Genomic DNA, 14,315 nt, shown 5'->3' on the forward strand with positions numbered 1-14,315 from the left:
CCTTAGTGTTGTTGTTGCCCACCTTCCTTTATCATTTCGTTATACTCACGGGTGAAATCATCCGGACGGAATATTTTGGTTACACGAGCTGAGGCAGAATTGCTTGGTACCTCCACTGATTTAGGGAACGGCGTTACCACATCGTACCACCAGTTGTTGATCATGTAAATGGAGCTATCGATCGTGAAAGGTCCCTGGATCTTCTGGCCGTTCCATTCAATCGTAAAATTAGGCGCAGTGGAAGGCGCTCCTTTTGCAGTGTAGGACTCTGCCCAAACCACATATTTCGCGCCCAGCGGATTGATCATTCCTCCTTTACCAAATTCGTTTTCTCCAATGGTGAACGAGCGCTGCGGGCCTCCGGCCACCGATACCTGGTGCGCCCCGGGCTTGATCTGTACCCTTTTGTATTCCTTGGGAGCCACGTCAATATTGGCGCCATCCAGCACCACTTTCAGCGGCGCATTGGTGGGGTTGTCGATGTAGTATTTCTTTCCGGTATCGCATGCGTAGAGCGATACAACGATAGAAACTGCAAGTAATGCTTTCTTCATAAATTATTGTTGTTGCTGATGTTCACGTTTAAATTTCATGCGCCGGTTAAACTCGCGGAATCCCATTGCAACTACCATGATTGCTACTGCGGCTACCAGGGCTGAAAACAACCAGGGACCAGCCATATCGTAGCAGAGCTTTTCCAGGCTGTTCATGCGCATGTTACCTCCTTTCTGTTCCCAGGCTACCAGTTCCCGGTACCTGATAACAGCAAAAACCATAAAGGCGGCGCCGATAATGATCATGGCTATGAGCGATGGCCAGGGGTTGCCCGACAGCTTGTTGGTGTATTCGTAATCCCCGTCGGTATGCGGGTTGGTCCAGCGGACTTTCTTTCCGGGTTGTTGTTCTTGTTCCATTGTCAATTATTATTAATTATGGCGTAACACCTTAGATACTCTTCCGGGAGATTCTTTAGGATTACGCGGCAGGGTTAAAAAATTATTATACTGAAGAATACTGTGATGAGATACGATGATGGGCACAGTACTGTAACTGCTGGTTTCATCTTCCAGTTTATTCCAAAAACCGGATTCATATTCATTTATATAGTGGTCAGGTGTACTCACACGCCGCGCATTACCCTGCAGCAGAAAAATACTGTCGCCATCCACCTTTTGCACTTTGAATAGGGCGAATACCTGCCCGCTTTGCTGTGCGCTGTTGCCGTCAATGACCAGCGTACCTCCGGTAGATGCGTAAAAGATGTCGCCCGCTTGCGGATGCGCCAGATATTCGGCCGATACCTGTTCATTTTTCTTTCTGAAATGGGTGGCGATCACCCCCCAGATGATCCCTACCGCAATGATGGAAAGCAATACAATCATCCCCCTCCAAAGACGAAGCGGTGTTCTGGTACCGGCTTTCAGCGCTTTGTACTGCTGTCTGATCTCCGGCGTCCATTTCGAACTGGGAATCTTCTCCCCGTCGTCGCAGAAAGCAATGCCGTACTTGGCTGAAGGCATCATGGGGCCTATCCATGCCACATAACGCTGCATGACTACAATCGTTACCCCTCCCTGCTTTCCAAGAGGACAGGCCAGGTCCGGGAAATGCTGCGTTACATGTTCTATACTCCGTATCTGATAAACTATGAACATCTTCTGTTAATTATTATGTTTATTCAAATTCCTGAACTCCTGCGGATTGCGCTTGAAGGCCTTTTGCAGGTCGTATGAAAAGCCTACTACCGCATGAGGAAAGGTTTCTACCAATGCATCCATCATCGGATCATTCTGGCCTTTCACGCGGCGGATGGGCAACCGGTAAATCTTTCCGGTATCATCCCCCAGCGTCATATTTTCCTGTGGTACTCCATTCACTTTCACAATCTGATGGTAAATCCATACGATCTTCTCCGGCTGGGATTGTGCATAGGTCAATATCCTGCCATCGTTCCGGGTTTTCAGCGCGGAAAAGAGTATCCCAATTCCGGAAAAAACCAGGATCATGACCAGCACCATACCCCAATTGGTACCGGAAGAAGCGGGATTATTCTGACTGTTGGCTATCACCCAGGCCCCCAGTGCTGCTCCTGCTATCAGGCAGCCAGGTGCTATATATTTAAGCGAGATGGCATTCATTTTTAGTTTTCCCTCAATGCGGGCAATGACCAGACTTTTACTGTCCATATATATTTTATTTTAAAATACGACGTATGCCTTCAATGATTACAATTAATAACAATATCTGTATCCAGATGCCGTATCGCTGCCAGAGCGACAGCTTCACCTGTTTGCGTTCCTGTTCCGCCAGCATTATAACCTGCTGAGGCCAGTTCTTTTTCCTGATAAACATGCCACAGGATGCGCAGCTTAATTCCGCTTTACAGGAGCTGCTTTTCAGTAAGGGCATCCCCAGGAATTCCGTTCCGTTGGAGGCTACCAGGATGTCTAAATCTCCCTTCATACTCCCGCAATGTGAGCAACCACTGATACCAACTACTATTCTTTTTACAGGTGCTGTTCTGGTGAAGTGCATGATCATTCCCATGAGTCCAAGGCGTTAAATCGGTTGTAAAATTCTGATTTATGCGGCGGAAAATCCAATCCGGGACTACTACATGATGTCTACAAGCAATTAAAAACAGCCATTACAAAGCATCTACAAAAATCACATCAAACTGATTATCAATTAGTTTAGTATCCACTTCGAAGGTATCACTTCAGATATACAGGTTGGGTTACTGCTATTTCACATAGGCGTTCCATACTGCCCGGGCTATTTCAGCGATCGTTCGCTCACGGTCCTCTTCGCTTGCCTTTGCATCCGAAACGAATACGGTGATGGCTACATGCTTTCCGTTGGGCAGGGTAATAATTCCGGCGTCGTTGGTGGCGGCGGTCAATCCGTTTTGGGTCCAGGAGGTACCGGTTTTATGTGCCACTTCCGTTCCTGCCGGCAGAAGCCCTTTCAGCCGCTTTTTCCCTGGTCCGGATGTTATCATCAGGTGGAGCAGGTAACGTTTGCTGGAATCTGATAACACCGGCTCGCGGTAAAATTTTTCTAACAGGCGGGTCATGGCAGCGGGTGTGCACCAGTTTTTATATTGGGTAGCAACATCATCCGGATTTACCTGGGCCTGTTCTTTAGTAGCAATGCTGATGTCCTTTATTCCCAGCTGATGTACATATTGGTTGGCGCCAGCCGGCCCCCCTATCAGATTCAGCAGGATATCGCAGGCACTGCCATCGCTGGCCCGGATGTTATAGTCCAGCAGCTCGTCGATGGTCAGGTTTACACCGCCGTTCGGGTATTTCTCCCTGAGCGGACTGACGCCGGCTGTGGTCAGATCTGCTTTTTCGATCTTTACCGGCTGATTGAGTTTCAGGCGCCCTTTATCCACTTCGTGCAATACTGCCATAGCAATGGGGAATTTATACACGCTTTGCATCGGGAGATGTGTGTCGCGGTGCAGGGAAACAGTGTCGCCGGTTTCCAGTACCTTAACATATACGCCAACTTTAGCGGGGATTTTTCCAGCGATAGCCATAATTTCTTTTCGTAGGGATTGCTGGCCAGCCGCTGTAAATGAAACTTGGGTCAAAGTGGCTACCAGCACTAATATGAATGCGGTTCTTCGTTTTTTCATATGGTTTACCATAAACAATGTGGCGGCTAAGATATAGCATTCTCCGCTATATGCCGAAATTTTGCATTTAGAATTTCAACATCAGAATATTAATTTTAGGCGCCAAATAAGGAAAGAAATTGAGCAAACCGATACTTGTCATCAAATTTGGGACGGCGTCTATCACGCATCCCAACGGCGACCTGGACGAAACCATTATTGCGGGGATCGCCCGTCAGGTTGCAGAACTGCACAGCCACTATCATATTGTGCTGGTATCTTCCGGTGCGGTAGCTGCCGGCAAACAGTTCCTGCGTCAGTACAATGGCACCATCAGCGAGCGGAAGGCCGCTGCCGCCATCGGCAACCCATTGCTGCTGAACAAATACAGCCGCTACTTCGCGCCTTATAATATTGCCGTGGCACAGAGCCTCTGCGAACGCCAGCACTTCTCGGACCGGAACCAGTTCCTCCAACTGAAACGCACCTACGAAGAGCTATGGGCCAGCAACATCATCCCCATTGCCAACGAAAATGACGTGGTGAGCAGCCTGGAGCTGAAGTTTTCGGATAACGACGAACTGGCCACCCTCATTGCTGTAGGCTTCGGTGCATCATTGCTGTTATTCAGCACCTCTGTAGCGGGGGTATTGGACCGGGAAGGAAAAGTGGTACCGCAGATAGATGTGATCGACAAAGCCGCCCTGGGACTGGCCGATAAAGAGAAATCCGCCCTGGGACTGGGTGGCATGGTTTCCAAGCTCACCTTCGCGCGACTAGCCACCAGAATGGGAATCCGGGTAGTGATTTTCGGCATCCGCACGGAAGATGGTATCCTCAATGCCATCGCAGGAAAAACCGGTACCTTATGTTTGCCTCAGCCCTGCAGTATGCCTGCCCGCAGAAAGTGGCTCGCCAGTGGCAGCCTGGTGACCGGCAGGATACAGGTAGATGCCGGCGCCCAGAATGCGCTGGAAAAACGTCATAGCCTGCTCGCCGTAGGCGTTCAGGCCGTACTGGAAAAGTTTGAATGCGGCGAAGTGATAGAAATCGTCAATGAAGAAAATACCGTGATCGCAGTAGGCCGGGCAAAGATTGCCTCCGACGCACTCGACACCAGACATAAAGCACAAAACACCGAGGTAGCACACGCCGACGATATAGTGCTGTTATAATACAACTGATCATGCAAACGATACAACCCTTACTGGAAAAAGCACAGCAGGCCGGCGTATCCATCCGGGCACTGCCCGATGCGCAGAAGCAGTCGCTGTTACGCCGACTAGCCGCCGTTATCCTGATACAGACCGACAATATCATCGCGGAAAACAAAAAGGACCTGGACCGGATGCCGGATGAAGATCCTAAAAAAGACCGCCTGCTCTTAAACGAGGGCCGTATCCGCGACCTGGCCTCCAGCCTGGAAGATATTGCGCTGCTCCCCGATCCGGCGAATGTGCTGCTACTGGAGCGCAAACTGGCTAACGGTTTGCTCGTGCAGAAAAAGACCGTTCCGTTAGGTGTTGTAGGCGTGATCTATGAATCCCGGCCCAACGTAACGGTTGACGTGGCCGCCCTCTGCATCCGTTCCGGTAATGTATGCGTATTGCGAGGCGGTACCGACGCCTTCCATACCAACACCATCCTTGTAACACTGATACAAACCGTATTAAAGGAGTTTCAGGTAGATGAACATACTGTACAGCTGCTTCCTACCGACCGGAGCCTGGTAACGGAGATGCTCTCCGCTGTTAAGTATATCGATATCATCATTCCCAGGGGCTCCGAGCAACTGATCGAATATGTAAGAACCAACTCCCGCGTGCCCGTCATCGAAACCGGCGCCGGCGTATGCCATACCTACGTGGAAAAAACAGCGGACCTCGCACAGGCCGCCGCTGTGGTGACCAATGCCAAGGTATCCCGCCCTTCCGTATGTAATTCGCTCGACACCGTGCTCGTAGACGAAGCGGTAGCTGCCGATTTCCTGGCACTGCTTGCCCCCAGTCTGCTGCCCTACGGCGTTGGCGTATATGCGGATACGTTAGCTTACGACATCCTGAAAAAAAATAATTACCCCCACCTCTTTGTCGCCCAACCCGACGATTTCGGACGGGAGTTCCTCTCTTTAAACTGCTCGGTAAGAGTTGTACCCGACACTGATGCTGCGCTGGCGCATATCCAGCACTACTCCTCCCGGCACTCAGAAGCCATCATGTCTAAAGATGCAGCAGTGAGTGAACGCTTCCTCAACGAAGTAGATGCCGCTGCTGTTTATGTGAACGCCTCTACCCGTTTCACTGATGGAGGAGTATTCGGTCTTGGTGCAGAAATAGGTATCTCCACCCAGAAGCTACACGCCCGTGGACCGTTTGCACTGGAGAAGCTGGTGACGGAGAAATGGCTGGTGCGGGGAGAGGGACAGGTGAGATGAGAAAGCAATAAATAATTGATTCACCCGATTTTGATTTATACTAAGGTTCGTAAGCCTACGAGCCTTAGTATAAATCAGAATTGTTAATCAATCGAGTTTTGCCTTTGAAAAAAGTATTTTTATCAATTTGTCATTTTCACAAGCCTCTTTAAACCTGATAATAAAATCTCTCAAAGCATTCTCATTGGAAGAATAAGCGCAAAACATACTGGATTCAGGATCAAAACGAACATCTTTTTTAAGTGCTGGCATTTGTTCGTTCAAAAAAACAGTTGCCAGCGACGCCCAGTCATATCCGCTACCTTCAAAGCCTTCATCTGCACGGGTTTCAAACAGATCATTTTTATATACACCAGCATTCAAACAAACTGAAACGGAAGTTGCATGTTGAACCCAGAAAAAAGGTTTTATCTGTTCATTGATATTCTCAGTAATCATAATTTCTCTAGTTGAGCAAACAGCTCGTCTGCTGTAGTTCTGGTTACTGCCCGATATTCTTCCGGTATTTTCTTATTTACCCGCTCATACCACTCATCAAAAACGGCTTTCCATTCCGGCACGGTTATTTTTCGTCTTATATATCCTTTCTCAGAGGGAAATTTAGCAGGAAACATCAAAAGTATTTCAATAAATACCAACAAAGGTTGTGCTGCTTCTTTAGAACTTTTCATCCACTCTATAGTTTTATTTATTTCATCAACTGCTCTGTTGATAAAAATGGATGGAGCCAGATCTGCTGCTTCATTTTCGATCGGCAATTTGCCGTAAATTTTCTTACTCATAGCTATTTAATCCGTCGAAATTGCTAGTATCCTTTTACCCGGAACAGCAAGAAATAGGAATGATAATCTGGAAAGTCCGCTGCCCCGGATCAGCACTGATAAAGTGTAGGCGTGTTCATCTCATTTTGTATGAGGCACTCCTCCGGACTGAGTAAGCAGCTTTTGCGACAAACGTTCTATATAATCATTCAGCGTTATCTTCTCCTGATAAAACGGTAAAAAAGCATTGATGAGCGGATGCGATATGAAACTGTTATTAAGCTTCTTTGCAGCTCTGATCTTTACCAGTGCCAGCATTTCTACGGGAAAGTATATCCAGTGGTTAACATGGAATGGATAGGTTAAATCTGCTGTTTTGCTTTTGCTAATATGATATTCCGCTAATTCATCTACCCATTTAATTACTATATCATCATTGGTTGAATAGGCGTTTTCAATTGCCGAAGCATAAACAGGATCTATTTTATCCTGGCAATAACTCAATAAACTTTTTACAATATTCTCATCTCTATTGTATTCCTTTGCCAGCCAATGTGCCAAATACAGAATGCTATCCCGGCCATAACTACCCTTCATCTCCCTGATATTGTTTTCCCGGGCATTTTTGCGATTATCAAGCCCTTTCAAAACAATCTCTTCCACTATGGTCAATTTTTCAGGGAAGAATGTCATTGCTAATATGTATAGCAGGCTGATATCTGATTCTAAAAACAAAACCGGGGCCTGATCATTATCCTGTATCACTGAAGTAAATGCCATCAAATTAGCATATAGCGCATTTACCAACGTGCCGAAGTTACTCCCGGTTGGGTCTTCATCAAATTTTATAATTGACTTTGCAATAGCACTCAGTGAAGTATACTCCAGAACCTGAGGCAAAGATATACTTATGCTTTTTGTGTCTCCAAAAACAACTGCCTCATAAGAAAAAGAAGTAACATTATTAATAATAAAATCATCATAAAATTTTGTCATTCTTTCGCTTTCCTCTGCGTCCTGATACGACAGGAAATCTTTTTCTTCTTTAACAGCCTTAGCTACTACTTTTATTTTACTGTCTTTTTTTGCCATCTTTTTACCATTGTGATGTTAAAACTTTATCGAGTTTTCCATTTTTAATGAAGATATCTACAATTCTCTTATCCCCTCTGTTCGCCGGATTAAGCATATCCAGCGCCTCAGCCCTTGTAACTCCCCAGTTGCCTGTCTGAGCTTTTTGAGGGCCAAGAATATCATTTATGAAATTGTCTGCATTGGCCTGGCGACTTGATATAGGGCTAACATTTCCAGTCGTATTTGTTTTAATTTCAAAGAAATCATACTTACCGTCATGACGTATTCCAACCAGATCAATTCCATGGTTAGAGCCATTTTGGATAGAGATAACTTTTTTATACTTCCCAGATTTTTCTAATTGGTCTTTAGCCCAGTTTTCCCCCCAGTCACCAATTCTCTTCTGTTTACAAGCTAGCCCGAAAGGATCTATTTCACTATTGGGATCATAGACGTATCCGTATACAGTTGGATTTCCGCCCCATAGCCCAATCGGATCCGGGCTTATATACATTCCTTCTTCCGCATTATAATACCGGAATCGGTTATACGCCAGCCCCGTCTCTACATCCACTACCTGCCCCGGATAAAGATAACTACAAAATCCCGCATCTCCATGTAGCATCCTCGCATTCCCATAGCTGTCTATTTCCCGCTGCCAGATTAAATCTCCCGTCTCATCATATCCCTGTATAGGCGTACCTAAATGATCGGCAATAATACTATATTTCTTATCCCCTTTTATTTTAGCAGTTGGCGAGAAATTATTCTCATTGAACACCCATGTGATTAGGTCATCCGCACTACTTTCCTTTGCATCAAACTCCTTCCACTCATGCAACGGCTTATTCCCATCCCACACCCAGCGGGTGATCGTATGCTTATATCGTTTCTCTATCCGCCTCCCCAGGGCATCGTATTTAAAACTCACCCTTTCCCCGTCCGGTCGTAGTACGCTTTCCAGCATCCCGGCAGGGTTCCATTCATATTGCCACACCCGGCCGCCACTTTCTTCCTTACGTATGAGGTTACCCAGTTGATCGTATTTATAACTGGCTTTCCTGCTTCTCAGCAGCCTTCCGCCTTTATCATAAGTCCGGTCTTTTTGCTGCGGGGTTTCAAACAGGTTACCCACGGCATCGGGCATACGATATTCCACGCTGCCGTCGCCATAGATCACTTCAGCGAGGTTGCCATAGGTATCATGCCTGAATTGCTTAGTGCCGGTAGTGCTGTCGTGGATACCCGAGAGCCGGTCGCCATCCCAGGTATAGCGCCGCTGCAGCCGCTTGTTGCCTTTAGTAGTGAATTGCTCTACCAGCCGGCCGGAAATATCGTACTGATTCTGCTGGGTTACACGGCCTGTCATGCTGCGCTCCGTTACCTGGCCCAGGTTGTTGTACTTTAATTGTGCGCTCCAGCCGTTAGCGCTCATCTGCTCCAGCCAGCTCATGGCGTTGTTGTACTGCATGCTAAGGTCGGCACCCAGACTGCTTTTAAGCGCGGTGCGTTGCCCCAGCTGATTGTATTCGCTGCTTAGTATATGTTCATTACTTTTTTCCTGTGTAATCAACCCCAGCAGATCCCGCTGCAATTGCACAGAGGCATGACTGTTCTGTGCGCTGATAAGTTGCCCCATGGCATTATAACCAAAGGTTTCGGAGCTGCCGTCTTTCTCATAGTAGATAGTGGCTACCTGTCCGGCGGCAGTGTATTCATATGCCTGCTGGCTGCCATCGGGCAGGGTAGTGCGCATCACCTGACCACCTGCATTACGTATATACTCGCGCGTTAGTCCGTCGAATCCTTTTTCGGTGATGACATTACCTTCTTCATCCAGTTCGAAGCTGTAAGTTTCCCGGTGTTCATTGATGATATGCCGCAGCTGTCCTTCTTTATCATAAACGAATTGAATACCTGTATTGCCCTGTTTCCGCTCCACCACATCGCCGAAGAAGTTATAACGCAGGGCGACCGACTGATGCCGGTCGCTCACGGCAATGGCATTGCCCATGCTGTCGTATTGCAGCTTCACGGTATTACCGGTACTGTCTTTTATCTGAACGGGGTTGCCCAGCAGATTATACTGCCGCCGTAAAACAGCGCCGGCGGGGTCTGTAATGGTTGTCATCCGCCCTTGCAGGTCGTAGTTATATTTGATGCTGCTGCCATTGGGCAAAATGACCTCACTGAGCAGGTGCTGCGCGTTGTGTTGCAGGCGGGTCACCGCTCCGAGCGGGTTGATGATCCTGCTGAGCCGGCCTTCCGTATACTCAAACTTTGTGGCTGTTCCTAAAGGATTAGTACGCTGTACCAGGTTGCCTGTCTCATCATAGATATACTGCCACACTCCACCATTAGGCTGAGTAACGGCAACCGGCTGTTGCTGCTGGTTATAAGTGATACCCGTTGCTCCCTGCCCGGGTAATTGCAGACTGGTCAGGTTGCTTCTCTCGTCGTATTCATACGTGGTAGCCGTCCCCAATTCATTGGTTTCAGCTACCAGGTTATCTGCTTCATCATAGCTAAATAGCTGCGCGGCGCCGTAGCCGTTCACTATTTTGGTGACGATGCCATCAGTATGATAGTATGTCTTTTTATGCCCCAGGCTATTGGTAGCTACCGTAAAGCCTTCTAAATAATCAAAAGTGTAACTGAATAAACCATCCGGCCCCAAAGCCGCTGTACAACGGCCCTGCCGGTCGTAATGAAAGGTGAACGTAGTGCCGTTGTTAAAACGACGGGCAATGATATACTGGTTCTCCCACTCAAAGCTATTGTGATGCCCTTCGGCATTATACATTTCTTTGAGCGTACCGCCGGCATGGTAGGTATAACGCACCATTTCCACCAGTATGCCCCGGTCGCCCAATTCCGGATGCGGCGCCTGTACGGCGGTAATCAGGCGGTCTTCATTATACCGGATATAAATATCGCGGTGAGCGCTGTCGTTGATCTTTTCCAGCAGTCCGCCATCGCTGTAATAAAAACGGATAGCAAACCCATTGCGGTCGGTAATACTGCGCAGTTTACCATGCCCCTGATCGGCGTACCGCGGGCGATCAAAATGATATTGCAGGCCGCCTCTGTCGCTTACATAATACTCGCCTGCTGTGGTGCGATGCAGTTCATATTTTTCCTTCGGGTTGTAAAAGCTGGCCCCCGGCTCCAGCAGCGGAAATACCACCGGTCTGCCGGCCGTATCGTTCATCACTACCACGCCATCTTCATCGCTTACCAGCAGCGAGATATCGTAACTATGATAGATATTCTTTCCCAGCGGGCCGTCGTAATGGCTATCGCTGTAATAATTAGCTTCCCAGGTAAAAGGAATCGGACCAGGGAGACTGAATCCCTCCAGGTAACTGGCCATATGGCCACTGGCGGCGTCTACCGGCTCTCCCAAAAACTTACAGATAGATGGCTGAACAGCTGCCCTGAACTTGCTGAACTTAGGGGAACGGGCTTCTATTTTTGCTAATACTTTGGTGAGTAACTTACCCAGCATTTTCAGCGCAAACTTCAATCCGTGCATCAGGCCCATAAAAAACAGGGCATTGAGCAGATCAGAGAGTTTTAACTGCTGCTCTTCTTTGACACCTCCGATCAGCACCGGTTTGCCGATGGGGAGTACTACCATCACGGCTGTCAGGAAATTAAGATAGAAGCCGCCGATAGGATTGTTCATCAGGATTTTTCCTATATCCTGGCAGGAATAAGCGCGGCATAACCAGGTGCTCTGGTACATACCCTGACTGATCACCGTTTTGCTGCCATGCGACAGCTGGCCTTCATGCGGGTGAAAGAATTTTGGCAACAGGAACAAAGGATGCGGTATCACGGAATGCAGCAGGTTGAGTTTGCTGACGATCTTACCCAGCCCTTTGAATTTCCCCATGAAAGGAGGCACGGAGGGCATCCCCCAGAGGGCGCCTTGCGCAACGCCTTTATGCATGCCGTTAAAATACACGGTTCCACCCATAGGCACATTCCGGGCAATCTGAAATCCTTTTTTCGGGTCATACACCGGTATGGCTGGCAGGGTGATATGGATGTAATCCATCGGATCAAAGATCAGCGCGGCGAAGGGAGTGATGGGGCAGGGCGTGAATGGCCAGGGTACTTTCAGCATGTGAAAATCGAGCCCAAGAACAATATCAAAATGTTTAGCCACGGGCTTAGGATCAACAGAGGGTCGGGGCTGCAATGGAATGCTTTTAATTTTTATATACGCCATCAGTGGTATGTTTTGAGATGGATGTTATACACACACTGTACTACTGCAAAGAAGCATGAAAACATGGGATAACCATTTATAGTGAACATTTTTTGTCATCACGCCAGGTCATACAAACTTTACAGAGGGGTGAGTTTTTCAATATGTTATAAATCTACATTAAAAACAGGTAGTTTCCATACCTAACCTTATGCTGTGATAAACTTTATGTAAAAATAACATCAGTTTTACTGTCCCGATGCAGCGAAAGCCAAACAAACCGGGTATATATTATTGATTTTCATACACTTACCATTAACCAACCGTTCATGCTCAGATCATCTTCAGAGTATGCTCAGAGTATCCTCCATCTAACTATGTCTCGTCCTCCCTCTAACTAATATAATATTCTCATCTTGGCGCCATTATCGTATTACAAATGAAGAGCGAAGCTCTTAGCGATTAATCATATTATCCGCCAAGTTCTTCGCTCTTCATTCTTATTTCTTAATTCACGCCACTGTAACCTGTTCATTCAAATAAACATCCTGAATAGCATTCAATAACGCAGCTCCTTCCGCCATAGGGCGCTGGAAGGCTTTACGACCGGAAATAAGGCCCATGCCACCGGCCCGTTTGTTGATGACGGCAGTACGCACCGCTTCGGCCAGGTCGGCTGCTCCTTCGGAAGCGCCACCGGAGTTGATCAGGCCCATACGGCCCATGTAGCAGTTGGCTACCTGGTAGCGGCACAGATCGATCGGGTTATCAGAAGTGAGTTCAGTATAGATACGTTCATCGAGTTTACCATATGAGGAGCTGCCGGTGTTCAGTGCTTTGTAGCCACCATTCACAGTAGGAAGCTTCTGCTTGATAATATCGGCCTGAATGGTTACACCCAGATGATTGGCCTGCCCGGTAAGGTCGGCCGCGAGGTGGTAGTCCACATCTTTCTTGAAGGCATCGTTCCTCAGATAACACCAGAGGATGGTAGCCATGCCCAGTTCATGTGCACGTTCAAATGCGTTCGCTACTTCTACCAGTTGCCGGTCGGCCTGGTCGGAGCCGAAATAGATAGTAGCTCCTACTGCTACTGCACCCAGGTTCCAGGCTTCTTCCACGGTGCCATACATTACCTGATCCGCTTTGTTAGGATAGGTCAGCAACTCGTTATGGTTGATCTTTACGATGAAAGGAATGCGATGTGCATACAACCGGGATACGGATGCCAGCACCCCAAAAGTGGAAGCCACTGCATTACAGCCGCCTTCAATAGCCAGTTTCACAATATTCTCAGGATCAAAATAAGCGGGATACTTAGCAAAGGAAGCACCAGCGCTGTGCTCTACGCACTGGTCTACCGGCAGTATAGACATATAGCCTGTACCTGCCAGGCGGCCATGGCTAAACAATTGCCCCAGGCTCCTTAGTACCTGCGGGTTACGGCTGGACGGCTGGTAAATTTTATTGACGGTGTCTGGTCCGGGCAGATGCAGCAGGTCTCTGCTGATGGTCTTACTTTCGTGCTGAAGCAGGGTATCGCTTTCTTTTCCCAGTAATTCGCTGATTTTTTCCAAGGATAACATAAACAGGAATTTTTTAGTACGACTAATTTAAGGAATTAAAAGCATCCGGTTAATACGGTATGGGGCCTTTAGGTCTGGATGGTTCTTCTCTTTCTTCTGAAACCATTTCTGTGCCTTCAAAAGCGCCGCCGGAACCATCATGAATAACAGGTTCTGTCTCCTTAACCTCTTCTTCTCTTTTCCCGGTCTTTTCCTCATCCGGGATAATGTAATTGCTCATAGAAGCAAATTTAGGGAATACGGGCTATTAAGGGCTTTCATCATTTAAAAACACAATTTGAATTAATAGATAAATAATATAATTTTGAAAGAAGCATATGTAATGGTATGCCGGACCATAAAGAATTACCGGAAGAAGATTTAATATGAAGCAATCCCTCCTGGAAAATCCGTTTGAAGTTTTGTATGGAGTTACAACTGTTATTATCTGATGATGATTGAATTCTGACCCTTTTGTTTACATGTAAAACCCTATTATTGTTGGCTATGGTATTGAAGAAAATTAATTTTAAGAAGATGATCCTGGTGATACCCGAAATACATTCACTGTTGAGTGCTATCTTATTACAACTTCCTGAAGAAGGATGGCTGAATCATTCTTCTTCTCCCGGAAAAACTA

At 47.2% G+C, this 14,315-nt stretch carries 14 protein-coding genes; 2 read left to right on the plus strand and 12 right to left on the minus strand.

Going from position 1 to position 14,315, the window contains the following annotated elements; genetic code table 11:
- Positions 1-2: 2 nt before the first annotated feature.
- From UNH61_RS20430 to bla, 6 genes are all read right to left on the minus strand, one after another.
- A complete protein-coding gene (locus UNH61_RS20430) occupies positions 3-554 on the minus strand; it encodes a hypothetical protein (protein ID WP_326993851.1) in 552 nt (183 codons plus the stop codon).
- Positions 555-557: 3 nt separating this feature from the next.
- Entirely contained in the window at positions 558-914 is a 357-nt protein-coding gene (locus tag UNH61_RS20435; protein ID WP_326993852.1) for a hypothetical protein, read from the minus strand.
- Between the two features lie 12 nt (positions 915-926).
- Positions 927-1,655, minus strand: coding sequence for a hypothetical protein (locus tag UNH61_RS20440; RefSeq protein ID WP_326993853.1), 729 nt, complete (start codon positions 1,653-1,655; stop codon positions 927-929).
- Between the two features lie 6 nt (positions 1,656-1,661).
- Positions 1,662-2,186: a hypothetical protein gene (locus UNH61_RS20445; RefSeq protein WP_326993854.1), complete on the minus strand. Its 525-nt coding sequence runs from the start codon at positions 2,184-2,186 to the stop codon at positions 1,662-1,664.
- Between the two features lie 7 nt (positions 2,187-2,193).
- Positions 2,194-2,547, minus strand: a complete 354-nt coding sequence (locus tag UNH61_RS20450) for a hypothetical protein (protein ID WP_326993855.1) — start codon at positions 2,545-2,547, stop codon at positions 2,194-2,196.
- Between the two features lie 196 nt (positions 2,548-2,743).
- Positions 2,744-3,646, minus strand: a complete 903-nt coding sequence (gene bla, locus UNH61_RS20455) for a class A beta-lactamase (RefSeq protein WP_326993856.1) — start codon at positions 3,644-3,646, stop codon at positions 2,744-2,746.
- Between the two features lie 119 nt (positions 3,647-3,765).
- Between bla and proB the strand changes: the two genes are divergently transcribed.
- Positions 3,766-4,800, plus strand: coding sequence for a glutamate 5-kinase (proB, locus tag UNH61_RS20460; RefSeq protein WP_326993857.1), 1,035 nt, complete (start codon positions 3,766-3,768; stop codon positions 4,798-4,800).
- A gap of 11 nt (positions 4,801-4,811) precedes the next feature.
- Positions 4,812-6,059 carry a glutamate-5-semialdehyde dehydrogenase gene (locus UNH61_RS20465; protein WP_326993858.1) on the plus strand — a complete coding sequence of 416 codons (1,248 nt, stop codon included), beginning with the start codon at positions 4,812-4,814 and terminating at the stop codon, positions 6,057-6,059.
- A gap of 87 nt (positions 6,060-6,146) precedes the next feature.
- On the opposite strand, the gene UNH61_RS20470 is transcribed toward UNH61_RS20465, so the two are convergent.
- The 6 genes from UNH61_RS20470 to UNH61_RS20495 form a co-directional block, all read right to left on the minus strand.
- The gene (locus UNH61_RS20470; RefSeq protein ID WP_326993859.1) at positions 6,147-6,497 is read right to left on the minus strand and encodes an Imm51 family immunity protein; all 351 of its coding nucleotides are present in this window, start codon (positions 6,495-6,497) and stop codon (positions 6,147-6,149) included.
- Entirely contained in the window at positions 6,494-6,841 is a 348-nt protein-coding gene (locus UNH61_RS20475; RefSeq protein WP_326993860.1) for a hypothetical protein, read from the minus strand. Before UNH61_RS20475 ends, UNH61_RS20470 begins: the two co-directional genes overlap by 4 nt.
- A gap of 120 nt (positions 6,842-6,961) precedes the next feature.
- The gene (locus UNH61_RS20480; RefSeq protein WP_326993861.1) at positions 6,962-7,912 is read right to left on the minus strand and encodes a hypothetical protein; all 951 of its coding nucleotides are present in this window, start codon (positions 7,910-7,912) and stop codon (positions 6,962-6,964) included.
- Between the two features lie 4 nt (positions 7,913-7,916).
- Positions 7,917-12,131: a DUF6531 domain-containing protein gene (locus tag UNH61_RS20485; protein WP_326993862.1), complete on the minus strand. Its 4,215-nt coding sequence runs from the start codon at positions 12,129-12,131 to the stop codon at positions 7,917-7,919.
- A 491-nt stretch (positions 12,132-12,622) separates the two neighbouring features.
- Entirely contained in the window at positions 12,623-13,696 is a 1,074-nt protein-coding gene (locus tag UNH61_RS20490; RefSeq protein ID WP_326993863.1) for a class I fructose-bisphosphate aldolase, read from the minus strand.
- A 49-nt stretch (positions 13,697-13,745) separates the two neighbouring features.
- A complete protein-coding gene (locus UNH61_RS20495; RefSeq protein ID WP_326993864.1) occupies positions 13,746-13,916 on the minus strand; it encodes a hypothetical protein in 171 nt (56 codons plus the stop codon).
- Positions 13,917-14,315: the final 399 nt, after the last annotated feature.

The sequence above is a fragment of the Chitinophaga sp. 180180018-3 genome (genome assembly GCF_037893185.1).
Classification (GTDB): domain Bacteria; phylum Bacteroidota; class Bacteroidia; order Chitinophagales; family Chitinophagaceae; genus Chitinophaga.